The sequence below is a fragment of the Henriciella pelagia genome, assembly GCF_002088945.1.
In the GTDB taxonomy this organism is placed as follows: domain Bacteria; phylum Pseudomonadota; class Alphaproteobacteria; order Caulobacterales; family Hyphomonadaceae; genus Henriciella; species Henriciella pelagia.
On record NZ_NCSU01000007.1, the window covers coordinates 605,690 to 628,124 of the forward strand.

Consider the following 22,435-nt stretch of genomic DNA (forward strand, 5'->3'; position numbering starts at 1 on the left):
CAGATTATGCGTTGACACCCGTTGGCATCGGACAGGACACGCCCGTGCCCCCGATGCCGCAATATCCGTTGGGATTCTTGGCCAGGTACTGCTGGTGGTAATCCTCCGCGTGATAGAAGTCCTGAAGCAGTCCAATCTCAGTGGTAATCTTTCCGCGACCGGCTTTATCGAGAGCCTCCTGATACGTGTCGCGTGTTGCAGCGGCGATCTTCAGCTGGTCATCATTGGTCACGAAGACGGCTGAGCGGTACTGCGTACCAATATCATTGCCCTGGCGCATGCCCTGCGTCGGATCATGGTTTTCCCAGAACGCCTTGAGGATATCGCCGGTGGAGACTTTGGATGGGTCGTAGATCACCCGGACGACTTCGGTATGCCCGGTCTGTCCGGAGCAGGTCTCCTCATAGGTGGGATTGGGTGTTTCACCGCCTGCATAGCCCGCCTGGGTCAGCCACACGCCGTCCATCTGCCAGAAAATGCGCTCAACACCCCAGAAGCACCCCATGCCGAGCACGATTTCTTCAAAGCCTTCAGGCGGACGGGCGTTTAGTGGGACGCCTGTCACAAAGTGCGTGTCGGCCGTCACAATTGGTTTGTCGCGTCCTGGCAACGCGGCGCCCTCTTCGGGCAAGGCAGCGGATTTGCGGGTAAAGAACATGGCAGAGGCGTCCTTTCGTGGCTCTTTTAAGGCCCTCGATATGGGGTTTGTACAGCAGAAGCACAATCGCAGGCTTGCGATCCCCCGCATCCTTCCAGTATAGACGCGCCCTTACGGTGAGGTGGCCGAGTGGTCGAAGGCGCACGCCTGGAAAGTGTGTAGGCTAGCAATAGTCTCCAGGGTTCGAATCCCTGTCTCACCGCCACTTTCTCTTCTGATGCTGGATGGCTGTTTGTGGCTCAATTTGCCGCGAGGGGCGATTGCGAGCGACTTTCGGCTTGGTAGGCAAGCGATTCCACCGCGGCGCTCAACTGATCATCGTTGAATGGTTTGGCGAGAACGCCAGCATCCTGAAAGTCAGCTGGAAGGGTCTCTCGACCGTATCCCGTTGAGAACATGAAGGGAATATTGCGCTTCGCAAGGGCGGTAACCACCTTGTCGACCCGTTCTCCGCCCAGATTGGCGTCTACGAGAGCGATGTCGGGCTGATGGGTAGACAAAACCGATAGCGCCTCTTCAACCGACGAGGCGGGCCCGATCACTGTGCAACCAAGCTCTTCAAGTTTGCATTCCATGTCCATGGAAACCACGACTTCGTCCTCTACCAGGAGCACTTTCAATCCGTCGATGGATGGCGACCGCACTGAGGCGTTTGGAGCCGCAATGGGCATCTCCGGGGCTTCGACCAGGAGGGATGAAGACATTTCGTCCGGGCACCGTGCCGCCAACTCAACCCTGAGACCATGCGGGGTATAGTCAAAGGATGCGCGTCCGCCGGCGGCCTTCAGTGATTTCTCGATCAGGCGGGTGCCAAAGCCGGTATTCTGGGGAGGGGTCACGGAAATTGGCGTCTCTTCGCGCCATGAGATCAGAATTTCTTCAGGCGCCGCCGCATTCCTCCGCCAGGAGATCTCGACACGCCCGTGAGTCATGCTTAGCGCTCCATATTTGCGCGCATTCGTCGCGAGTTCGTGGAAAATGAGCGCCATCTGAACGGCCATAGTTCCATCAAGGACAACACGCGGACCTTGAATGTCGACACGCCGAGCGCCTCCTTCATCGGGGCGCAGCTCAACCTTGATAAGCTCATGCAGCGGGAGGCCCTGCATGCGTTCTTTGACAAGCAGATCATGCGCGTTTGCCAATGCCTGCAATCTGCCTCTGAAACTTGCGGCGAAACGGGCGGGATCGGGACTGCTCGCCAAGGACTGGTTGGCGAGTGCCTGAACAGTGGCCAAAGTATTCTTCACACGATGATTGAGTTCGTCGACAAGCAGTTTCTGCAATCGTTCAGCGCTTTTGCGTTCCGTGATATCGCGTGCGACCTTGGATGCACCGATGATTGTCCCACTTGAATCGCGCAGCGGAGAAACCGTCAGGGAAATATCCAGGCGCCGGCCATCTTTTGTGAGGCGAACAGTGTCGAAATGGTCGATTTTCTGGCCAGCACGAAGTTTGGAAAGAATCTGGGTTTCCTCATCGTGCAATTCAGGAGGGATGAGTTTCAGGATCGGCTGCCCAATCATTTCGTCGGCGGTGTAACCGAAAATCTTCTCAGCGCCGTGGTTCCAGGTGCGGACAATACCATCAAGAGACTTGCTGATAATGGCATCGTCGGACGATTCCACGATTGCGGCGAGGCGTTCAAGACCCACTTTTTCATCATCGAGAATGTCCATTTCCCCTCACGCGCACATCTGTTGCTGTGAGACAGCAACGCCGTTGGTCGCGGTCAGTTCCGTTGAGGTGTCAGGTATTTAGTCTTCGGACCGGATGTGCTCCATCCCACGCTTCCGCAGACTGACGGATATGGGCGAAGGTCTTGCCCTTCATGCCGCTAGTGTCTGAAATTTCGACCACGGTACCGGGATGGGCCCCGGTATCGAAATAGGCAAAGCGTCCTCTGTCGCCACCGATCTGTCCCTCCTGTCCAATCGTGTAGCCAAGTGACAGCGCCCTGTCATAGAGGTCCTGATAGGTCTCGGTCCAGTAAGACATGTGCTGCAGCCCTTCGTGGCCAGCGTCTAGAAACTCCTTGTACATACTGGGCGTATCATTGCGCTGCTGGATCAGCTCGATCTGTAGGTCCCCTGAATTCGCGAGTGCGATTGACATTTTCACATCTGAGGTCTGACCGCGATACCTGAACCAGTCGGTCTTCACATCTTCGATATAGAACCACGGGCCGACGCCCAAGACATCCACCCAGTGCTTCATCGCTGCTTCGATATCGCGAACGACATAGCCATTCTGACAGACCTTTCCGAATACGCGGCTCATCCCCGTCCTCCCTCATTTGCTTGACACCAGTCTGCGTCCGCGCCACCTGACCGCGCAATGACGAAAGTGAAAATCTGCGGTATCCGGGACGACCACATGGTCCGGACGGCGGCGAAGGCCGGCGCCGACTGGGTAGGATTCAATCTCGTGCCCCAAAGCCCTCGATACATTGCGGGCGACGAGTTTGAGGGGGTCTCCGACAAGCTTCACGCCCTTCTCGGAACTGCAGCAAATGAGCGAGTCCGTTCAGTTGTTCTCGTTGCCGATCCTGCGATAGACTTCTTGCGCGGGTTGATCGACGCTGTGCCGCCTGACGCAATCCAGCTGCATGGAAACGAGACGCCAGACTTCGTGGCTCGGGTGCGAGAAGTGGTGCCGAACCAGACCGAGATATGGAAAGCCATTGGTGTAGCGTCCCGCGCAGACCTCCGCACCATTTCTGACTTCGGCGCAGCTGACCGTGTGCTCGTTGATGCAAAGCCGCCAAAGGGCGCTGACCGTGCCGGTGGGCATGGCCAGACGTTCGACTGGTCGATCCTCAAGGGTTGGGATGCGCCGAAGCCCTGGTTTCTCGCGGGGGGGCTGACCATCGAGAATGTTGCCAATGCCATATATGCGACTGGTGCAGATGCGGTCGATGTGTCCTCTGGAGTCGAGCGCGAGACCGGCGTAAAGGATAGCGCTCTGATCAGGAAATTCATCGCAGCGGCACGGCCTGCGTAAGGAACACAATGAACAAGCTGAATACCTGGGATCAATGGCCGGATGAGAATGGCCGGTTTGGCGAGTTTGGCGGACGCTATGTCGCCGAAACGCTGATGCCGCTCATTCTGGACCTGGAGGAAGAGTATCGCGCCGCCAAGAAGGATCCGTCCTTCAAGGCGCAGATGGAAGACCTCTGGGCCCACTATGTCGGCCGTCCATCCCCGCTCTATCATGCAGAGCGGATCTCCGAGCATTTCGGCGGGCCGAAGATCTATTTCAAGCGCGACGAGCTCAATCATACTGGCGCGCACAAGATCAATAACTGTCTCGGCCAGGTGCTGCTCGCCATGCGGATGGGCAAGAAACGGATTATTGCAGAGACGGGTGCGGGCCAGCACGGCGTGGCAACGGCGACGGTGTGCGCGCGCTTTGGCCTGCAATGCGTCGTCTTCATGGGCGCGACCGATGTCGAGCGGCAGAAACCGAACGTTTTCCGGATGAAGCTGCTTGGCGCAGAGATCGTACCGGTCTCTTCTGGCACGGGCACGTTGAAAGATGCGATGAACGAGGCCCTTCGCGACTGGGTTACCAATATCGACAACACATTCTATTGCATCGGCACAGCCGCCGGTCCTCACCCTTACCCAGAGCTGGTCCGCGACTTTCAGTCTGTCATCGGACGCGAGGCAAAAGAGCAGATCCTTGAGCGCGAAGGTCGCCTGCCCGACGCGGTGATGGCGTGTATTGGCGGCGGTTCGAATGCGATCGGCCTGTTCCACCCCTTTATCGAGGATGAGGGCGTGCGGCTGATCGGCGTCGAAGCCTCAGGTCATGGCATTGAGACAGGCCAGCATGCGGCAGCGCTAAATGGCGGCAAGCCGGGCATCCTGCATGGCAACAAGACCTATTTGCTGCAGACTGAAGATGGCCAGATCATCGACGCGCACTCGATTTCTGCCGGTCTCGACTATCCCGGAATCGGCCCGGAACACGCCTTCCTGCGGGATACTGGCCGCGCGGAATACCTCACTTGTACCGACAAGGAAGCGCTCGAAGCCTTCAAGCTCTGTACGCGCCTGGAGGGCATTATCCCGGCCCTTGAGCCTGCCCATGCCATCGCGCGGCTTGGCGATGTGTGTGAGACGATGGACAAGGACCAGATCCTGATCATGAATCTCTGCGGACGCGGCGACAAGGACATCTTCTCCGTCGCCGAGCATCTGGGGATGGATATCTAGGGATGATCTCTCACATCACGCTCGGCACCGTTGATCTGGAGCGCGCGACAGCTTTCTATTCGCCGATCATGGAGATGCTGGGGCTACAGCGAGTGCCCGCCGAGCGGTCAAAATCGTTCGTGATGTGGACCGGGGCGGACAGTTTCCGTCCGATGGTCGCCCTGACGACGCCGCAGAATGGTGAGCCGCATCATCCGGGCAATGGCCAGATGCTCGCCCTTCTGGCACCCGATCGCGAGACTGTGGCTCGTGTTCATGCAGCCGCTCTGGAGGCTGGTGGCGAAGACGAAGGCGCACCGGGCCTGCGCCCGCAGTATCACTCGAACTATTTCGGCGCGTATTTTCGCGACCTTGATGGAAACAAACTCTGTATTGTCTGCCACGATGCGGTAGAACGCTAATCCATGACCGACGCACTCCTTATCCGGATTACTTGCCCTTCCAATCAGGTGGCTCATCAGATTGGTGACACGGCGGTGGAAAAGCGGCTTGCCGCCTGCGCCAATATCGAGGGGCCCGTCTCTTCGACCTATCTCTGGAAAGGCGTGGTCGAGCAGGCCTTCGAGCACGTGCTCTGGCTGAAATCCGTCACGGCCTGCTGGGCCGAGCTTGAAGCGCTGGTCATCGAACTTCATCCTTATGACGTGCCTGCCATGGTCGCCCTGCCCTGCACCGAGGTGCTTGGGCCATTCGCAGACTGGCTGCACGAGAATACGAAAGCACCTGCAAACTGATGCCAACTCAACGCATTACCGACCGGTTCGACAAGGTTCGCGCCGAAGGCCGCGCCGCACTCGTGACCTATATGATGGCCGGCGACCCGGACATTGAGGCCAGCTTCGATGCCCTGTGCGCCCTTCGCGACAATGGCGCCGATATCATTGAGCTTGGCGCGCCCTTCACAGATCCCATGGCGGATGGACCGGCCATCCAGATGGCCGGACAGCGCAGCCTGAAGGCCGGCACAACGCTGGCCGACGTTCTGGCGCTGGCTGCGCGCTTTCGCGAAGATGACCGCGACACCCCTCTCATCCTTATGGGATACGCAAATCCGGTCTTCCATATGGGCTATGACGCTTTCGCAGAAGCAGCAGCAAAGTCCGGCATTGACGGTACAATCATTGTCGACCTGCCGCCTGAGGAAGACCATGAGCTGCGCCAGGCGTATGAAAAATATGGAATTTCAGTCATCCGTCTCGCGACCCCCACCACGAGCGAAAAGCGCATCGCCAAAGTGGCTGAGGGCGCGTCCGGCTTTCTCTATTATGTCGCCGTCGCTGGTGTAACCGGTGCAGGTTCGGCTGATCCGGAAGACATTCGGGACGGCGTTGAGCGGGCGCGCCGGGTTTCGGGCCTGCCGGTCTGCGTCGGTTTCGGTGTCCGCACCGGGGAACAGGCAGCTGCCATGGCGCGTATCGCTGATGGGGTTGTCGTCGGCTCTGCTTTCGTAGATCATGTGCGTTTAGCTCTTGAGTCGGGCGCAAGCGGCAGTATAGCCGCACGCGTGGGGGGGCTGGCGAAGGAACTCTCAACTGCGCTGAAAAGCGCTTAGGGTAATGGACTGACCAAAGTCAGGAGTCCTGAAGAATATGAACTGGCTAACCAATTTCCGCACGCCGGGGCTGAAGACTTTTCTGTCCTCGAAGAAAGACACGCCGGACAATCTCTGGGTCAAATGTCCCAAATCCGGCGAACTGGTCTATCGCTCCGATCTGGAGGAAAGCTGGTACGTCACGCCTGCTGGCGCGCATCTCAGGATTTCGCCGCGCCGCCGTTTTCGCCTCTTCTTTGACGATGAGCGCTGGGAGCCATTGCCGCTGCCGCCCGTCGCACAGGACCCGCTGAAATTCAAGGACGACAAGGCTTATCCGTCCCGCCTCAAGGCCGCGAAGAACAAGATCGCTGGCCGCGAAAAAGAGGAAAGCCCGGAAGGTAGCCCGCCGGTCGCCCAGGATGACTGCATGGCCGCAGCCTTCGGTCGCATCAATGGTAAGCCAACGGTGATTCTCGTCCAGGATTTTGCCTTCATGGGCGGATCGCTCGGCATGGCCGCTGGCGAGGCCTTCATTGCGGCAGCGCAGCTCGCCGTGGCCCGCAAGGCAGCGTTTGTTGTCTGCACAGCCTCTGGCGGTGCGCGCATGCAGGAAGGGACGCTTTCCCTGATGCAGATGCCGCGAACCACGCTTGCGATCAGCGAAGTGCGTGATGCCGGCCTGCCTTACATTGTGATCCTGACGGACCCGACATCGGGCGGCGTGTCCGCTTCCTATGCGATGCTGGGCGATGTTCATATTGCCGAGCCTGACGCCATGATTGCGTTTTCCGGCCCGCGCGTCATTGAGCAGACGATCCGCGAGAAGCTTCCAGAAGGCTTCCAGCGCTCTGAATTCCTGCGCGAGAAAGGCCAGGTCGACATTGTCTGCGACCGCCGCGAGCTGAAGGCCACGCTGGGCCGCGTTCTGACCCACCTCTTGCCAAAGCGGGCCAAGGAAACCTCCGCCATCGGCCCGGTCAAGGCGCCGCTCGCCGACGTGCCCGCTCCGGCGAAGCGGAGTTCCAAGGCTTGATCGACGCCAAGGTTGCGGTCGAAGCTGCGCTGAAGCGGTTTGAGCGCTTTAACCCCACCGAACGGGTTCTTACGCTCGACCGGCTGCTTGTCGTTCTGGAGACCCTCGGCAATCCGCATCTGGACCTGCCGCCCACCATCCATGTCGCAGGCACGAACGGAAAAGGCTCCACGACAGCTTTCATCCGCGCGATGGCAGAGGCTGCTGGCCTGAAGGTCCATGTCTCGACCTCGCCGCATCTTGTTCGCTTCAATGAGCGCATCCGGCTGGCCGGCGAGATCATTTCTGACGAAGCGCTGATCGGTTATCTCTCCCGCGTCGAGGAGGCCCTTCAGGGCCGTGATATTACCCATTTCGAAGCGACCCAGGCTGCGGCCTTCCTCGCCTTCCATGAGGTGCCGGCAGACCTCCTCATCCTCGAGGTCGGCCTCGGCGGGCGCTATGATGCCTCGAATGTCATTCGCGAATGCGCTGTTGGCGTGATTACGCCGGTGGATTTCGACCATATGCAGTTTCTCGGCAATACGATCACCCAGATTGCGAGCGACAAGGCCGGCATCCTGAAGCCTGGCTGCGCCGCTGTTTCCGCCATCCAGCGCCCCGAAGCCGAAGCGGCGATCCGGCTCGAAGCGGCCAAGACCGGTGCCGATATCGACTTCCTGACGAGCGAAGACATTGCGTCCATCTTCCCGCCGCTCGGCCTTGCTGGCAAACACCAGTTCGCCAATGCGGCACTCGCCGCCAAGGCCCTGCGCGCCTGGGGCCATCCGGCGATCACTGACAAGGCGATCCTCACCGGCTGTGCCACTGCCTACTGGCCCGCCCGGATGCAGCGTCTTGCCGAGGGCCCCGTGACCGCGATGGCGAGCGATGTGCCGGTCTGGCTCGATGGCGGGCATAACCCGCATGCTGCAAGAGCCATTGCAGAAACGCTGGATGATCTCGACCGCGAGGAAAGTCCGAAGCGCACCATGCTCGTCTCCGCCATGCTCGCGACCAAAGATGCCGCCGGTTTCTTTGCCGAGCTCAATCGCCCGGGACTTGAGGTCTTCACCACAGAAGTGGTGGGCAATGATTTCACGGCCAGCGCCAAAGTCCTAGCAGAAGCGGCGCAATCAGCCGGCCTGAAGGCGACGGCCTGCGAGAGTTTCGAAGCCGCGATGCGGGCCGCTGTCGAGGCCGGGGCTGAGCGGATCCTGATCTGCGGATCGCTCTATCTGGCGGGCGATGTCCTCGGCCAGAACAATGAGCTGCCGCGTTAGGCTTCTGTTTCCCGCCTTCGTGGTTCGACTTCGCTCACCATGAAGGCTTGGGACGAAGATTTCTTCATGGTGAGCGGGGTTCGTCAGGCTCACCATGAGGGTCGAACCATAGAGGGCGCTGCACCTGCGCCCGCAAACCCGGCTGGATTTGCGGCGATGAGCTCAAATTTTCCATGGATTCAGCTCGAATCCAGGATGAGCTTGCGCATCGCCGTATTGGTCTCGTGCAGGGAAAAGCTCGCAAGCAGGCCGAGCTCGCCGGGCAGGCGGTTGAGGCCCGGCACGGGGCAGGCGAGGGGGATGATCGCATTGGCGCGCTTCATCTGGCGGAAGCGGCGCGCGAGACGGCGGGCGGCGGCAGTAGGGTCTTTCGCCAGGCCGGAAAGGGTCCGCCACCGGTCCAGAATCAGGCCGATCCTGACCGGGGGCCTCGGCCCCGTCCGGCCGCGCGCATTCAGCATGTCGATGGCGCGCGCATTATAGGGCCGGTTCGGGAAGACGGCGAAGCGCCAACGATAAGGTTTTGGCGCGCGGTCGCGAGGGCGCTTGTCCGGCGCACGCTCTGGCATATCGGTCAGCGCCCACTCTGCCGCCAGCGCCCAGATGAGGCGGCGCAGCAGGATTTCGGCTTTTCGCAGCGCGGAGGAGATTTTCTGCGCAAGCGAGCGCGTCATCTCTTCGGGGTCCAGATGCAGCCTGCCTTTGTCACCGGTGGCCAGCAGCCAGTCCGCAATCAGCTCAAAACTCGCACGCAGGAAACCGGACAGTTCGGGCATGCGGACAAGGATAGGGCGGGGCGGTGTACGGTTGGATGGATTGCTCCTGCGCCCGTTTAGGACGCAGGAGAGGAACGAATTAATCTGCAGCGGCTTTTCGCTGCAGGTCACGCTTGGCTAGGATGTTATGGAGGTTTGCCCAGTGTGGCCTACTTTTCCCAACCGATTGAGGATTCCGGCCGAGTGAAGTACTCATTTCGTGGGTGGATTTTAACAGTGCGCTTGCGTCCGCGTTCCACGCTTCGATAACTTGGTTGAACCCGCCTCTCCACTCTGCTTCCAGAGTGTGGGGATTGAGATCAACGTACCAGCGAAACGCAGCCAGAATAGGATAAAGCGCCCCATTTACCATTCGATATTCAGCGGACTGTCCAGTGAATGGAAACTTCCAATTTCCGGATTTTTTCTTTTCCGAAAAAGCGAGACTGCCGGCTTTGCCTCCCTCAATTTCCGAATTCCATATGAAGTAGTAATCGCGCCTAATCATATCATGAAGCCGGAGAATATCTTTAAGAATCGGCCTCATGCGCTTAAAGCTCGCGCCCTTCTTCTCAAACGCCTTCAGCGCCATGGATTTCTTCTCGTATCCATAGACGGGATGGTCATCACCGTCGTTGGGGTGGAGTTCAACGTTGAACATAGCGAGCAATGCGACGATGTCTCGAGCGTCATATTCGCCGGGGTCGTTCTCAGACCAAGCGATTTGATCGTAGTAAGGTGAACTCTTGAGTTCCGTCTTCATCCATTCGAACGCTCCAGAGAGGTTGTCCAGGCTCATGTCCTGAACCTGAACGGACGTATTGAGGCCGCCCGCGATTTCAGGGATCCAATGATCCGGTACACCTATCCGAACTTCAACGGTAACGAATTGCTCTGTTGGCAAATCACTACTCGACTGACTTGATGTAATTATTTCATAGGTGTGACCGCCATCTACAATTCCATGAATGCCATTCAGCATTTGTATTTCGTATTTGTCGTCCCCCGTCGCTTTCACACTTTGGGCGATGATGGTGATACCTTTGTTTTTTAGGTGAAATGTTCCTGTTTCGCAGTCGCGGTTGAATAAGCTGTCTTCGACCTTGCGGTACACTCGTTTGCTCGTTTTGGGACGCCGAGCATTAGGGTCAAGTGGAATGCCTTTGGGCAAGCCGTGGACCGGTACGACAAATACATGTCGCTCAGTGCCATACTCAGTTTTAAAATTGGGATCAGGTATCCGACGTGCGATTGGCGCATGGATAATTACAGCGTTCGTATTGGACATACGAATCTCCTTTTTAGATGACGCAGTCTCCGACTGCTCAGTTGTATGCTGTGCCGAAACCTATCGACCAGCAGAGACTGTATACTTCGAATCCTTTAATATTGGAAGCGTTTACTAAACCTAAGCGTTCTTGATCGTCACGCGACCATCTATCGGGACAGGTATCCCGTTGGCGAAGGTTGTGACGGGAGGGCGGTCCTTAGATGCCCGCCTTCGCAGGCATCTGCGGATGGTGTGCTAGGTGTCTATCGGCCGACGATACCTGCGTAGGCAGGTATCTATGGGGTGGGGTCTGAGACGAGTGATGGGTTGACATGTCGAGCTATGGACCCCTGCCTTTGCAGGGGTCTTCGGCACAATTTCACCCAGACATTCTTAATCGTTGATCGCCATCGACCGGGATATGCACGCCGTGCAAGAAGCTGGAGGCGGGGAGGACGATGGAGAGGGTGACGTTCGCGACTTCTTCGGGGATGCCGTAGCGTCTGAGAGGCACGCGCTCCCTTCTCCCGATTGCGGGAGAAGGGCCGGGGATGAGGGCTTTGAGGTGGTTGTCAGTTCGACGGTAGTTTTTTTCCGAGACGTTGTTGCCCTCACCCCTGACCCCTCTCCCGTGATCGGGAGAGGGGGAAGTTACTCTTTCTGCAGTCGTTCTATTTCATCTCGCACGACAGTCAGAAGATGGTCCGGGCTCTTGGCCGTTTCGGTGTCGATGCGGAGGATGCGCCAGCCTTCAGCGGCGAGCCTTTGATCGCGCGCCGCATCGTTTTGTTTGACGTGTTCAAGTTCATGAATGCTGCCGTCGATTTCGATAGCGAGCTTGAGCGCCCGGATGGCAAAGTCGACGGTCAGCCCGGCTACAGGATGCTGGCGGCGTACGGGATAGCCTTCCTTGCGCAAGAGCCGAAGCGTCTGCCAGGCCTTCTGTTCAAGCGTGTTCGCAGTCTGACGGAGCTGGCGTGCGCGGCTGATGTTCTTGGACGTGGGCATTGGATTTGGAGCGCTGCGCTTGAGTTGAGACAATTCAGCCCTCACCCCGTGCTCCGGCGCATCGCAGTGCGATGCTCGTGCCGTCGCACCCTCTCCCGCATTCGGGAGAGGGGAGAAGGTCAGGCATTCTTGATCGTAAGCCCGCCATCCACCGGGATGTGCACGCCGTGCAGGAAGCTCGAGGCTGGCAGGACGACCGAAAGCGTCACATTCGCGACTTCTTCGGGGATGCCGTAGCGGCGCAGCGGCACGCGGCGTTTGGCGTAGATGGTCTTGTGCTCGTCGGAGATGCCTTGCGTGATGCCGGTATGGATCGGGCCGGGGCAGACGGCGTTGACGGTGAGGTCAAACTCTTCGCGGCCAAGGTCCACTGCCATGCCGCGGGTCAGGCCGATGACGCCGTGCTTGGCGGCGACGTAGGGTGAGTTGCCGGGCGTTGCGCCGAGGCCCTCTGTCGAGGCGATGTTCACGATGCGGCCGAAGCCGGCCTTGCGCATATGGGGCAGGGCGGCGCGGGCGGCGCGCTGGTGGCTGGTCAGCATGACATTGAGGGTCGCGTCCCAGGACTTTTCATAGGTGTCGCCATCGCCATTGATCGGCGCCATCATCGCGAACCCGGCATTATTGACGAGGATTTCGAGGCTGCCGAAATGGTCTGCGGCCTCATTGATGACGCGCTCGATGGTGGCGGCATCCGAGACGTCGAGCGCCCAGCCGCGAACATTCTCGAAGCCGGCATCCCTGATCTCCTGCACCACCTTGTCGACGGCCTCCTGCTTGAGGTCTGTCACGGCGACATTCGCGCCCTCATGGGCGAAGAGGTGCGCGGTCGCGCGGCCCATGCCGGAAGCAGCGCCGGTGACGAGGGCGGTCTTGCCTTTGATCGAGCGGGACAGGGGTTGGTAAGGGGTCATGCGGTCCTCCGGCGTTTTATTTCACGTGTGAAGTATCGTTTAGGGCGGAGAGAGGCTGGCGTAAATGGGATATTTGAGGTCGCTGGCTACGAGGCGTCACCCTCGACCGCTCAAGACGGTCTGAGGGTCCAGCTTCCGGTTGGGAGGCTGGATGGTGCGGACAGGGGGGGAGATGGGCTCTCAGATGATCCTGCGGCTCATCGAGCGTGACGCATTTCTTCGGTCGTTACCGCTCATCTTCGTGGTTCGACTTCGCTCACCATGAAGATGAAACCCACGAAGCCTTCATGGTGAGCGTGGTTCGTTCGACTCACCATGAGGGTTGAACCATTGCGGCCGCGCCAGAACGAAAAAGCCCGCCACCTTGGGGTGACGGGCTCTTGTCTCATATCAGGCGAAGCGGCGTTTACGCGCTTTCCTTGATCCATTCGGTGAGGCGCTGTTTGGACATGGCGCCGAGATGGGTCGCGGCGACCTTGCCGTCCTTGAACAGCATCAGCGTCGGCATGCCGCGCACGCCGAACTTGGACGGGGCGACGGGGTTCTCGTCGACATTGATCTTGGTGATCTTCACCTTGCCGGCGAGTTCCTCGGCGACGGACTCCAGGTGCGGGGCCATCTGCTTACACGGGCCACACCATTCGGCCCAGAAGTCGACCACGACCGGAAGATCGCCAGCGATGGCTTCGTCGAAATTGTCATCAGTAATGTTTTCGGTGGCCATGATGCCTCCTTCTCAAAAACTTGTTCTGGCAGATAAATAAGTAGGTGCCGGGATTCTTCAAAGGCCACCAGCTAAACGATTGCGTGAGCTTTGCAAAAGGGTCTCGTTCAGCTCGAACAGCTTCGGGCCGTCCGTGTAGAGCAGGGCAGGGCGGATGCGGCGGTTGGGCCAGGCGGCTTCAAGCACCATCTTGTAGGCCGCCATCTGGGCGAGATAGGAGGCGTCGATCTCCTCGGCGCTGGCGGGGGCCGGGCGGTCTGTCTTGTAGTCGATGAGTAGGACGTCGGTGTCCGTGATGACGAGACGGTCGGCGCGGCCATTAATGATGATCTTGCCGGCGGCTGTTTCGATTTCGCCGACAATGGCGGCTTCCGAGCGACCGCCGGGGGCGAAGACGTCCGCGAAGTCCGGATGGGCGAGCGTGGCGAGGGTGACGGAGAGGATCTCCTCCTGTTCGCCGGGAGTGAGGTCTGTGTGGCGGGTGAGCCAGGCGCGGGCATGCGCCTCGCGGGCTGTCTCTGGCTGCTCTGGCAGGTATTGCAGCAGGGTGTGGATGAGCTGTCCGCGTTTGAGAGCCGCTGAACGCGCCTTGCCGAAGGGTTTGGAAACGGGGGCCGTGTCTGTGAGCAGGCGGCTCGGCGCGCGGACAACCGGGCCGGTGGCGGTGGTGGCCGGCGCGCGGAAGGCCCAGTCGGGCGCGACGGCTTTGGGCCGGGCGCCTGTGCTTTCGACATCCGTGAGCGGCGGCAGGACGGTGCCAAAGGTGAGCGTTTCGTCCGTGTCAGGGCTCGCGCCGGTCAGCGCCAGCATGGCAGAGCGGCAGAGGCCGTACCAGCTGTCGGGCTCATAGCCCGCGCCTGTCTTGCGGCCGGCGAACGCGCCGCCAATGATCAGCCGGTCCTGCGCGCGGGTGAGCGCTACATAGAGCAGGCGGCGGGACTCGCGGGCCTGCGCGGTCTTTCTCTGAAGGCGGAGGCGCTCAAGGACGGGCGGGTCTTCCTTTTTGTTGGGGCTGTAGACGGGCGTGCGACCATCGACCATGAACAGCCCGTTCGTGTCGGCTTTTTCCGGTGCGGTCGTGTCGGGCAGGATGACGATGGGAGCCTGCAGGCCCTTGGCGCCGTGGACCGTCATGACGCGGATCTCGCCATCGGCTTCGGCAAGGTCGCGTTTGAGCTGGCTGTCATCGCCCTCGATCTCGGCGAGGAAGGCCTGGAGGCTGGCGGCCTCGCCCATGTCAAAGCCGAGGGCGCGGTCGACGAGGGCGCTGACCGGGTCGCGGGCCGGCTCGCCGAGGCGCTGGATGAGGCGGTCCCAGCCGGAGAGGTTGCCCGCACGGCGGGTTGTCAGCGCGCGCATCAGGAAGTCGAAGGCTGGCAGGTGTACGTGGGCGAGAAGGTCTCCGCAGAAATCGCGGGCGGGGGCGAAGCGGGGTTCGGTGCTGGCCTGCAGTCGGTCCCAGAGGCTTGTTCCGCGTTTTCGGTCATGGGCGAGCACGAAGAGCTCATTATCGTCATCGACGAGGCCGCAGAATGGGCCGCGCAGGATCTCTGCGAGCGTCAGATCATCGGGCGGGAAAAGTGCAAACCGGATGAGATTCAGGCAGTCCTGCACGCCGATATGGTCGAGCAGGACGAGCCGGTCGGCGCCTGCGACAGGCAGTTTCTTCCTTTTGAGCGCCTTGATGATGCTCTCGAACAAGGCCCCGCGCTTGCGCACGAGGATGAGGATGTCGTCAGCGCGCACCGGGCGTGTCTGCCAGCGACGCTTGCCGCTCTCATCCGGTATTTCTTCCCAGACAGGCTCCTTTGCCTGGATCATTTCATCGATTGCGCGTGCGACGCGTTCGGCGAGCCGGTTCTTGGGAGAGCTTTCGGAAATATGGTCGAGCGGTGCATCCCATGGATCACCCTCTTCCTCATCCGTATGCGGCTCGACCGGCCAGAGATCGATACGGCCCTGCTGGCCGGCGCGGCTGGCCGTGTGCTTGAGGAGGTCGGCCTCATCAGGCGGTGTCTCCGTGAACGGATCACCGTGGAAATTATCCTGGTTGAACACGCCATCGACGAAATCGAGCACGTCCTGCGTCGAGCGGAAGGACATGGTCATGTCCGGCATGTTCGCCTTGCCATGCAGCGCTTCCTCGGCGGCGGCGAAGTCGCGTTTCTCCTTCAGGAACTGTTCGGGGTCTGCGCCCTGGAAGGAGTAGATGGACTGTTTCTTGTCGCCGACGGTGAACTGGGTGCGCGGCTCGGTGGAGCGCTCGGCGCCCATGCCGGCGCGGAATTCCTCGACCAGGGCCTTGATCAGCACCCACTGGTCCGGACTGGTGTCCTGCGCCTCGTCGAGGAGGATATGGGTGAGGCCGCCATCAAGCTTGAAGAGCACCCATTCGGCGACGCCGGTCGATGTCAGCAGGTGTTTGGTGTGCTGGATGAGGTCGTCGAAATCGAGCGCGGCGCGGCGGTTCTTCCCTTGCTCATACGCCTGAAGGACAGGCAGGCCGACCTGGACGAGTGCGAGCGAGCGCTCATAGGCGCGGCGGGCGATGAGTTTGGTCTGGACCCTCTGGAATCGGGCAACTTCGCTGCCCTCGCCATCCTTCATCTGGAAGAGGTCAGCAAGTTCAGGCACGGCCTTCGCCGCGCCAGCCGTGTACGGATTGGATTTACGGAGGTCACCTGAGCTGGTCAGGAAGAGGCTGGCAAAGGCGTCCCAGCGATCGCCAGCCGAATGAGGCTGCAGGATGAAATCCAGCGTCTCGAAAAGCTTGTCGTCGGACGCGCCGCGTTTTGGCAAGTCGTTCAGGCCGAGCAGGGCTGACTGCAGGCTGGCGCGGGGCAGGGCAGGGCCCATCGCGTCTGCGACCAGTTCGTCAACGGTTTCATCGGGCGCGTCCAGAACAGCCTTGATGTCTTCTGCAACATCGTCAGGGTCGCGGCCCGCAAGTCGGGTGCGCACCCAGCGCAGGCTTGACAGAACAGCTCCGGCCCCAAGGCCGCCGCCGGTCTCGGACAGGGTGACGAGCGCGTCCGGCGCTGTCTCGCTGGCATGGAGCATCTGGTCCCGCAGGCTGTCTTTCCAGATGCGGTCGGCGTCACGGTCTTCAATCTCGCCAAATCCAGGCGACACATCTGCCTCCAGCGGAAAGCGGCGCAGGATGCGCGAGCAGAAGGCGTGGATCGTCTCGATGCGAAGGCCGCCAGGCGTCTCAAGAGCGCGGGCAAAGAGCGCGCGGGCGGCTTGAAGGTCTTCATGAGAATAGCTTTCGGGCGGTCGGCGTTCGAGCTTGGCGAGTTCGCCTCGCAGTTCATCGTCTCGCGCAACCGACCAGCCGCCGAGCGTGCGGAAAAGCCGGCTCAACATCTCGTTTGCGGCGGCCTTTGTGTAAGTCACGCAGAGGATTGTGTCCGGATCTGCGCCCTTGCGGCCGTCTTCCCGGCGCAGCAGGAGGCGGGCGACACGGTCGATCAGGACTTTCGTCTTGCCGGAGCCGGCATGCGCCTCGACCCAGGCCGAACGGTCCGGCAGGGCGGCATCCGCCTGCGCGTCCTGCGCCAGACTGTAGGCTTCGCGGTGCGCTGCGTCAGTCATCTCCATCCTCCGCAGCCCATTCGTCGCGCCGCGCGAGGCGGGCATAGTCCGAGCCATATTTGGCCCATTTCGGACGCGGCATGGAAATGTAGGGGTGGTTGGGGTCAGCGAATTTCTCGATAAGCTTCAGGAAGCCCTCGCGGGTTTCGGCGATGATCTCTTCGATTGGTTTTTCCGGGTGCTGGCTGCCCGCCTTGTCGCCAATATTGCGGACATCGAATTTTGAGCCGAAGCGCACATAGGTGAGCGCACTGACTGGCTTGGCGGTGACACCCTGCGCGGCAAACCCGCCTTCCTGAGCGATGATGGCTTGCAGGGGCATTTGCGGGTTGAGGCCGGTGCGAACCTCGCCTTCGCCGGGAGGAGCGCCAGACTTGAAATCGAGGATGGCGAGCGTTCCGTCCTGATGTTTTTCGATCCGGTCAGCCGTCGCCGTCAGCGTGAAGGCGGCACGGCCCATCCCCGGCACATCAAAGCTGTGCTCGCCCTTGATCTCCGTGTACGGCGCTCCGGCGATAAGGTGCAGGCGGGCAGCGCGCCAGGCAATGTACTCGCCGGCCACCTTGCGGCGGGCCGCGACCGCGCCGAGGATCACTTCTTCGGCTTCGCCCGCTTCGCGCAATTCCTGCTCCAGCAGGGTAACCAGGGCATCTGCAGACTTTTCGACGCCTGCCTCCTCGAACTTTTCGAGCGCTGCGTGAATGGCCGTGCCGCGCGGGCGCGCATCGACGGGAAGCTCCAGCGCGTCAAGCTTGTTCAGCCCAAGGACGTATTGCGCATAGATGGCGTAAGGGTCGCGCTGCAGCGCTTCGATCCGGGTGACAGACAGGCGGCGCGGGCGGTGTTCGGACGCCGGGGCGGGGCGAGGCTCGGTCTTGAGGGCGAGCGTCGGTGGTTCGCTCAGGGTGGCCAGCCAGAGGCGTGGATCATCCTCTTCTCGGGGGGCGAGCGCATCCGCAGCGCCCTTTTCTCCAAGCGCGCCGCGGGCCAGCGTGTTCAGCCGCCAGAGCCAGCGCGACGAGACAGCCGGGGCATCTTCCCGCCGCTTTGACGAGAGCAGGATCACGTTTGGCGCGGCAGCCATCTGGGCAAAGTCATGCGCCGACAGGCCGATGCGCTCATCAGGGTCATTGAGGCCGATGTCCTTGCGAAAGCTGCGGGGGAGGAAAGCATCGGCCGGTGGCTGCTGAGGCCAGACACCTTCGTTGAGGCCTGCCAGGATGAGCCGGTCGGCGCTCTGCAGGCGCGCTTCGAGCGGACCCCATATGGCAAGGCGGGGGTGGTCAGCTCGGCTGCGCACGGTCAGGGCCGCGCAATAGGCCTTGAACAGCTCACACCAGACTTCGGGAACGGCATCCTCCATGCTTGCCGTCATCAGGGCGAAATCGCGAAGGGCCGTCGACAGCGCTGCACCATCCTCGCCGGCCCAGGGGAGCGGCGTGGCGCCAAGCTCGCCCATCATGTCAGCCACGGCTTCGAGATAGGCCTGGCCGGCAATCGCGGCATCCGGGTCGCGGAGGCCAGCCTTGTCGAAGTGCGCTTCGAGATGCGTCGCGATCTTACGGGCGAGGGCGACGGTGTCGTCCGAGAGGCCGGTGCGTTTGCGGTGGTCCTCATCGCCTGCCGTGCGGTCGATATGGTCGTTGAGGCCATCCCAATCATTCCAGCGGCGCGGACCGCGCAGGAAGAAACGTTCAAAGCCTGCAAGATCGTGCGGATACTGGACCTGCGCATGTTTTAGGGCCGCGAGCAGCGTCACCGGATGGGTGGGGTCGACAGTCCAGTCCATGATCAGCGCGGCGAGGCTGCCGGCTGGCGTCTGCAGGAGCGGCGTACCGCCAGACGGGGTGAGGTCGATATCCCACTGTTTCATCAGGGCCGAAACGCGGCGGGCAAGGCCTGCATCGGGCGTGACGAGCGCGGCTGTTTCATTGTCGGTTTCGAGGGTCTGGCGCAGCAGCAGCGCGGCGCACCACGCTTCCTCACTCTCATTGGCTGCCTCGATCATGGTGAGGCCGGAAAGACCCTTGCGGGCAAAGTCAGCGGGCTGCTGGGCGTCAGCCATCTCATTGAGGCGTTCGAGCCAGCCGGATGTGTCATCGGCGGGGGCGAGGGCTTCGTGGATGAGATCGCGGCGCGCGGCGGCTTCAGGCGTTTCGTCCAGGCCTGGCCAGGGCGCGACTTCATCAGGCCGGAAACCGAGGGCGGCAAGCGTTTCGGCAAAGGCATATTGCGGATGGTTCGGGGTCTGCGCGATGCGGGCCCATGCGCGGGGCTCAACGCCGGTGTCGAGGCCTGGCAGGACTATAAGGCTTTGCGGCAGGGTGAGCGCGGCCTTCATCAGTATACGCCCGGACGGGTCCGCGCCGGTCGATCCTGCAATGATGACGCGGCCCCGGGGCGGGGTAGAGCTCCAGTTGGCGGCCATCGCCTCGGCGGCGGCGAGGCGGCGGGCATAGGGGTCCATCTGGACGTTTCTTTCCAGTTCCTCCGGCCACTGGGCGGTGATGATGTCGAGAAAGTCGACCGAGCGGCGCCAATGTTCGGCAAGCTGGCGATCCTGAACGAGGCTCTCGAGCCGGCCCCACTCGACCTTGCCGGACAGCGCGGCCTGGTCGAGCAGACGGGCCAGTTCGCGGGCGGCGGCCAGTGCGGAAGCGGGTGGGACGGGCTTGCCCTGTCGCTCATAATAGGCGGTGACGAGCCTTGTCAGGCGGCCGAGACGTTCGGCGGCCGGGATGGCCGGGGGCAGGTCAGCCAGAGCGGACTCAGCGCCCGGGGGCGGTTCGTCATTTTCGAGATCACCGAGAGGCCGGATCTCTGGCATCAGCAGGGTGTTGCCGCCTGCAGCCTGAAACAGGGCGAGCGCGAGTGCACGGGCCGAGCGCCGGTTCGGGACGTAGATGAGATCGTCCGCCATCGCGTCGGGCGCATCGGCCAGGCCGGTCTCTTCTGCGAGGGCGCGGGCGAGCTCTTTGAGGAAGTTCGCGCCGGGCGGAATGGTGCGCAGCTTGGGCGCGCCGGACGCAAAAAGGCCGGGTTTGCTCATGCCCCGAAGCATTTCAGCCACATTTCTGCGTCCTTGAGGGCGACAGGGTCGCCAACATGCAGCCAGAAGCGGTCGAGCGGGACGCCGTGCATTCGCTTGTTCGGCAGCAGGTCAGACCAGATCCGGAAGGCCGAGAAAGGTTCGGCCTTGTGGGCTGCATAGAGCTTGGGATTGACGATGCGCAGGCCCGCATAGGCCCAGGGGGCAGTGGGTTCATCGCCGCGATGGGTGAGCGCACCTTTTGCGTCGATAAAGAAGTCTCCGGCTCCGCTAAAGCCGAGGCAGCGCTCCTTGTCGGCCAGCAGCAGGACTTCATCCATCACCGACGGGAAATACGCATTGGCGAGGGCGTGCAACGGCGCGGCATCATTGGGGGCCCAGAAGGCGTCCGTGTTGACGACAAAGACCGGGGCTTCGCCGAGCAGGGGCGCGGCCTTGGCGAGCGCGCCGCCTGTCTCGAGGACCTGCTCGCGCTCGTTAGAGATGACGACATCCACCCCGGAGATGCCGCGCATATGCGCCTCAACCTGATCAGCGCACCAATGCGTGTTGACGACCAGTTTCTTCACGCCGGCATCGATCAGCGCGTCGAGCTGCCAGTCAATCAGCGACTTACCGGCGACATTGAGAAGGGGCTTGGCCGTGTCATTGGTCAGCGGCCGCATGCGCGTGCCGAGGCCGGCGGCGAGGATCATGGCGGTCTGAGGGATATTTGTCATACGCAGCGTTTCGTGATTGTGGCGATCTGGCCGCGCTGAGGCGTCGTGGTTCGACGTCGCTCACCATCACGCCTTCTGGTCTGTCGGACATAGCCGTCATCCTGAGCGAAGTCGAAGTATGAAGACGAACGTTTGTCACGCTGTACAGTCATTTTGCCTCCTCGAAGATAAAAGGCGCGGTGTCGCGGACGAAGGCGGCCATGCCGGCGGCGGATGGATGCTCGAGGTTGCGGGCGAGCAGCAGCTTCTGGCGCGGCAGGAAATCGAGATAGCGCGGTTTGTGATCGCGGACGATGAGGCGGGAGAAAATCCCGACGATGCGGAGCGCATTGAGCGTGCCGATGATGGAGAGGCGCTCGAGGAAATCGGCTTCGGATTTGCCGGTCCTGTCGAGATAGGTCTTGATGGCCGCTGAATAGGCGGCGGGCGAGACCTCGCGCCGGGCGTCCTGGACCAGCATCGCCATGTCCCAGGCATCCCAGCCGATGACGGCGTCCTGAAAGTCCAGCAGGCCGATCCGGGCCCGGCCTTCGCGTTCCGGCAGCCAGATCAGGTTTTCGGCGTGGTAGTCGCGAAGCGTCAGCTCGCGCGGGAAGTCACGGGCGCGGTCCAGCAATACGGCGAGCTCTCGTTCCCAGCGGGCGTAGTCAGCGTCCATCATCCGCATGCGGGCGTCCTGCTTCGGAAACCAGTTGGCGAAGAGGCTCGCATTCACATTGAGGGCAAGGTCGTCGAAATCAAGAATCGGCCAGTCGCGGCCGAGGGCATGGAGCTGGCGCGGCGTTTCGAGGGCGTGCAGGTCTGCCAGCGCAGAGGCGGCGGCGGTGTAGAGCGTGACCTCGTCCGCGCCCTTTTCAATGAGGCGGGCAAACTCTTTCAGCGTGCCGAAATCCTCGATGATGGCGAGGCCGAGCGAGGAATCGCCAGCATAGATGGCGGGCGCGCTGAACCCGTGATCACGGAGCCAGCCACCGATTGCGGCGAAGGCTTCCACGCGCGAGGCGGCGAGGCGTGACTGCTTGTTCCAGCCACCGGCAAGGCGCTCCTCTGCGGACATGGTGGGCGTGCACGGATCATCCTCGACCAGCGGTGCGTCCATCAGAAGCGCAGTTGTGCCGTCCGCTTTTGCGAGGCGGCCATAGCGGCGCGTCGAGGCATCCTGCCCGAGCCATGAGAGCCTTGCCTCACCCCAGCCGGAGCGGTCGAGGAAGGCCTTGATCTCAAAGGTGCGATTCGCGTCAGATCCCATGCAGGCGAGTCTGCCAGTCTTCGCCGTGGGGGACCAGTCTTGCGGTGCGACCGTCGGCGGTTTGTTCAAGCGTAAGGTCGAGCCGCCATGCTGGCAGGTGGTCCCCTGCCTTTGCGGGCCATTCGATCAGGGCGAGGCCGTCCATTGTCTCGTCCCATCCCAGCTCCATGACGTCATCAGGCTCCTCCAGCCGGTACAGATCGAAATGGAATATGGGAAAGTCCGGACCGTCATATGTCTGGACAAGGGTATAAGTCGGGCTCGGCACTTCGGTTCGCGCGCCGAGAAGCGCGGAAATGAGCGAACGCGAGAAGGTGGTCTTGCCGGCACCGAGACCGCCATGAAGCGCGATCACGTCGCCCGCCCGGATGTGTGGGGCAAGGCGGCGCGCCAGCCGGTCGGTTGCAGCTTCATCGGCGAGGTGAAATTCGAGGGCGTCCATC

The 22,435-nt window shown here is 61.4% G+C and carries 21 protein-coding genes and 1 tRNA gene; 8 read left to right on the forward strand and 14 right to left on the reverse strand.

Annotation, left to right across the window (positions count from 1 at the left end; all coding sequences use genetic code 11):
- Positions 1-4: 4 nt before the first annotated feature.
- The gene (msrA, locus tag B8746_RS05710; protein ID WP_084392349.1) at positions 5-658 is read right to left on the reverse strand and encodes a peptide-methionine (S)-S-oxide reductase MsrA; all 654 of its coding nucleotides are present in this window, start codon (positions 656-658) and stop codon (positions 5-7) included.
- A 115-nt stretch (positions 659-773) separates the two neighbouring features.
- Between msrA and B8746_RS05715 the strand changes: the two genes are divergently transcribed.
- Positions 774-863, forward strand: a tRNA-Ser gene (locus tag B8746_RS05715).
- A 34-nt stretch (positions 864-897) separates the two neighbouring features.
- On the opposite strand, the gene B8746_RS05720 is transcribed toward B8746_RS05715, so the two are convergent.
- Together B8746_RS05720 and B8746_RS05725 are read right to left on the reverse strand one after the other, a co-directional pair.
- Positions 898-2,337, reverse strand: a complete 1,440-nt coding sequence (locus B8746_RS05720; protein WP_084392352.1) for a PAS domain S-box protein — start codon at positions 2,335-2,337, stop codon at positions 898-900.
- A gap of 70 nt (positions 2,338-2,407) precedes the next feature.
- Positions 2,408-2,938, reverse strand: a complete 531-nt coding sequence (locus B8746_RS05725; RefSeq protein ID WP_084392355.1) for a VOC family protein — start codon at positions 2,936-2,938, stop codon at positions 2,408-2,410.
- 57 nt (positions 2,939-2,995) lie between these two features.
- Here B8746_RS05725 and B8746_RS05730 point away from each other — a divergent pair, with 57 nt between their 5' ends.
- The 7 genes from B8746_RS05730 to B8746_RS05760 are packed head-to-tail and all read left to right on the forward strand — an operon-like array spanning position 2,996 to position 8,710.
- Complete coding sequence (locus tag B8746_RS05730; protein WP_084392357.1) at positions 2,996-3,661, forward strand: phosphoribosylanthranilate isomerase; 666 nt, start codon at positions 2,996-2,998, stop codon at positions 3,659-3,661.
- A gap of 8 nt (positions 3,662-3,669) precedes the next feature.
- Positions 3,670-4,881, forward strand: a complete 1,212-nt coding sequence (gene trpB / locus B8746_RS05735) for a tryptophan synthase subunit beta (protein WP_084392359.1) — start codon at positions 3,670-3,672, stop codon at positions 4,879-4,881.
- A gap of 2 nt (positions 4,882-4,883) precedes the next feature.
- Positions 4,884-5,282, forward strand: coding sequence for a VOC family protein (locus B8746_RS05740; RefSeq protein ID WP_084392362.1), 399 nt, complete (start codon positions 4,884-4,886; stop codon positions 5,280-5,282).
- 3 nt (positions 5,283-5,285) lie between these two features.
- Entirely contained in the window at positions 5,286-5,615 is a 330-nt protein-coding gene (gene cutA / locus B8746_RS05745; protein ID WP_084392364.1) for a divalent-cation tolerance protein CutA, read from the forward strand.
- Positions 5,615-6,433, forward strand: coding sequence for a tryptophan synthase subunit alpha (gene trpA / locus B8746_RS05750; protein ID WP_084392366.1), 819 nt, complete (start codon positions 5,615-5,617; stop codon positions 6,431-6,433). Before cutA ends, trpA begins: the two co-directional genes overlap by 1 nt.
- A gap of 37 nt (positions 6,434-6,470) precedes the next feature.
- Entirely contained in the window at positions 6,471-7,448 is a 978-nt protein-coding gene (locus B8746_RS05755) for an acetyl-CoA carboxylase carboxyltransferase subunit beta (protein WP_084392368.1), read from the forward strand.
- Entirely contained in the window at positions 7,445-8,710 is a 1,266-nt protein-coding gene (locus B8746_RS05760) for a bifunctional folylpolyglutamate synthase/dihydrofolate synthase (protein WP_084392371.1), read from the forward strand. Before B8746_RS05755 ends, B8746_RS05760 begins: the two co-directional genes overlap by 4 nt.
- Positions 8,711-8,889: 179 nt before the next feature.
- Here the strand turns inward: B8746_RS05760 and B8746_RS05765 are convergent, their stop codons facing one another.
- The 11 genes from B8746_RS05765 to tsaE all read right to left on the reverse strand — a co-directional run bounded on the left by B8746_RS05765 (position 8,890) and on the right by tsaE (position 22,434).
- Positions 8,890-9,486 carry a hypothetical protein gene (locus B8746_RS05765; RefSeq protein WP_084392374.1) on the reverse strand — a complete coding sequence of 199 codons (597 nt, stop codon included), beginning with the start codon at positions 9,484-9,486 and terminating at the stop codon, positions 8,890-8,892.
- Positions 9,487-9,565: 79 nt separating this feature from the next.
- Complete coding sequence (locus B8746_RS05770; protein ID WP_084392377.1) at positions 9,566-10,753, reverse strand: AIPR family protein; 1,188 nt, start codon at positions 10,751-10,753, stop codon at positions 9,566-9,568.
- Positions 10,754-11,386: 633 nt separating this feature from the next.
- A complete protein-coding gene (locus tag B8746_RS05775; protein WP_084392379.1) occupies positions 11,387-11,743 on the reverse strand; it encodes an endonuclease domain-containing protein in 357 nt (118 codons plus the stop codon).
- A 119-nt stretch (positions 11,744-11,862) separates the two neighbouring features.
- Positions 11,863-12,657: an SDR family NAD(P)-dependent oxidoreductase gene (locus B8746_RS05780; protein WP_084392382.1), complete on the reverse strand. Its 795-nt coding sequence runs from the start codon at positions 12,655-12,657 to the stop codon at positions 11,863-11,865.
- A 406-nt stretch (positions 12,658-13,063) separates the two neighbouring features.
- Entirely contained in the window at positions 13,064-13,381 is a 318-nt protein-coding gene (gene trxA / locus B8746_RS05785; protein WP_084392385.1) for a thioredoxin, read from the reverse strand.
- Positions 13,382-13,438: 57 nt separating this feature from the next.
- Positions 13,439-16,975 (reverse strand): double-strand break repair helicase AddA, encoded by a 3,537-nt coding sequence (gene addA / locus B8746_RS05790; RefSeq protein ID WP_158084542.1) that lies wholly within the window; start codon positions 16,973-16,975, stop codon positions 13,439-13,441.
- Positions 16,968-20,024, reverse strand: a complete 3,057-nt coding sequence (gene addB, locus B8746_RS05795; RefSeq protein WP_158084543.1) for a double-strand break repair protein AddB — start codon at positions 20,022-20,024, stop codon at positions 16,968-16,970. The genes addA and addB overlap by 8 nt, the downstream gene beginning before the upstream one ends.
- Positions 20,021-20,743, reverse strand: coding sequence for a nucleotidyltransferase family protein (locus B8746_RS05800; protein WP_233123958.1), 723 nt, complete (start codon positions 20,741-20,743; stop codon positions 20,021-20,023). The genes addB and B8746_RS05800 overlap by 4 nt, the downstream gene beginning before the upstream one ends.
- Positions 20,740-20,895 carry a hypothetical protein gene (locus B8746_RS17080; protein ID WP_158084544.1) on the reverse strand — a complete coding sequence of 52 codons (156 nt, stop codon included), beginning with the start codon at positions 20,893-20,895 and terminating at the stop codon, positions 20,740-20,742. The genes B8746_RS05800 and B8746_RS17080 overlap by 4 nt, the downstream gene beginning before the upstream one ends.
- Positions 20,892-21,992, reverse strand: coding sequence for an aminoglycoside phosphotransferase family protein (locus tag B8746_RS05805; protein WP_084392393.1), 1,101 nt, complete (start codon positions 21,990-21,992; stop codon positions 20,892-20,894). Before B8746_RS05805 ends, B8746_RS17080 begins: the two co-directional genes overlap by 4 nt.
- On the reverse strand, positions 21,982-22,434 hold the full coding sequence (gene tsaE, locus B8746_RS05810; protein WP_084392396.1) for a tRNA (adenosine(37)-N6)-threonylcarbamoyltransferase complex ATPase subunit type 1 TsaE: 453 nt from the start codon (positions 22,432-22,434) through the stop codon (positions 21,982-21,984). The genes B8746_RS05805 and tsaE overlap by 11 nt, the downstream gene beginning before the upstream one ends.
- Between the last annotated feature and the right edge of the window lies 1 nt (position 22,435).

Bases quoted from the DNA above. Each gene is read 5' to 3' on its own strand.
- B8746_RS05805 (WP_084392393.1), bottom strand. From the start codon at position 21,992: ATGGGATCTGACGCGAATCGCACCTTTGAGATCAAGGCCTTCCTCGAC.
- B8746_RS05740 (WP_084392362.1), top strand. From the start codon at position 4,884: ATGATCTCTCACATCACGCTCGGCACCGTTGATCTGGAGCGCGCGACA.
- trpA (WP_084392366.1), top strand. From the start codon at position 5,615: ATGCCAACTCAACGCATTACCGACCGGTTCGACAAGGTTCGCGCCGAA.
- addA (WP_158084542.1), bottom strand. From the start codon at position 16,975: ATGACTGACGCAGCGCACCGCGAAGCCTACAGTCTGGCGCAGGACGCG.
- msrA (WP_084392349.1), bottom strand. From the start codon at position 658: ATGTTCTTTACCCGCAAATCCGCTGCCTTGCCCGAAGAGGGCGCCGCG.
- trpB (WP_084392359.1), top strand. From the start codon at position 3,670: ATGAACAAGCTGAATACCTGGGATCAATGGCCGGATGAGAATGGCCGG.
- B8746_RS05780 (WP_084392382.1), bottom strand. From the start codon at position 12,657: ATGACCCCTTACCAACCCCTGTCCCGCTCGATCAAAGGCAAGACCGCC.
- B8746_RS05800 (WP_233123958.1), bottom strand. From the start codon at position 20,743: ATGACAAATATCCCTCAGACCGCCATGATCCTCGCCGCCGGCCTCGGC.
- cutA (WP_084392364.1), top strand. From the start codon at position 5,286: ATGACCGACGCACTCCTTATCCGGATTACTTGCCCTTCCAATCAGGTG.
- B8746_RS05730 (WP_084392357.1), top strand. From the start codon at position 2,996: ATGACGAAAGTGAAAATCTGCGGTATCCGGGACGACCACATGGTCCGG.
- tsaE (WP_084392396.1), bottom strand. From the start codon at position 22,434: ATGGACGCCCTCGAATTTCACCTCGCCGATGAAGCTGCAACCGACCGG.
- B8746_RS05770 (WP_084392377.1), bottom strand. From the start codon at position 10,753: ATGTCCAATACGAACGCTGTAATTATCCATGCGCCAATCGCACGTCGG.
- B8746_RS05720 (WP_084392352.1), bottom strand. From the start codon at position 2,337: ATGGACATTCTCGATGATGAAAAAGTGGGTCTTGAACGCCTCGCCGCA.
- addB (WP_158084543.1), bottom strand. From the start codon at position 20,024: ATGAGCAAACCCGGCCTTTTTGCGTCCGGCGCGCCCAAGCTGCGCACC.
- B8746_RS05775 (WP_084392379.1), bottom strand. From the start codon at position 11,743: ATGCCCACGTCCAAGAACATCAGCCGCGCACGCCAGCTCCGTCAGACT.
- B8746_RS05725 (WP_084392355.1), bottom strand. From the start codon at position 2,938: ATGAGCCGCGTATTCGGAAAGGTCTGTCAGAATGGCTATGTCGTTCGC.
- trxA (WP_084392385.1), bottom strand. From the start codon at position 13,381: ATGGCCACCGAAAACATTACTGATGACAATTTCGACGAAGCCATCGCT.
- B8746_RS05755 (WP_084392368.1), top strand. From the start codon at position 6,471: ATGAACTGGCTAACCAATTTCCGCACGCCGGGGCTGAAGACTTTTCTG.
- B8746_RS17080 (WP_158084544.1), bottom strand. From the start codon at position 20,895: ATGACTGTACAGCGTGACAAACGTTCGTCTTCATACTTCGACTTCGCT.
- B8746_RS05765 (WP_084392374.1), bottom strand. From the start codon at position 9,486: ATGCCCGAACTGTCCGGTTTCCTGCGTGCGAGTTTTGAGCTGATTGCG.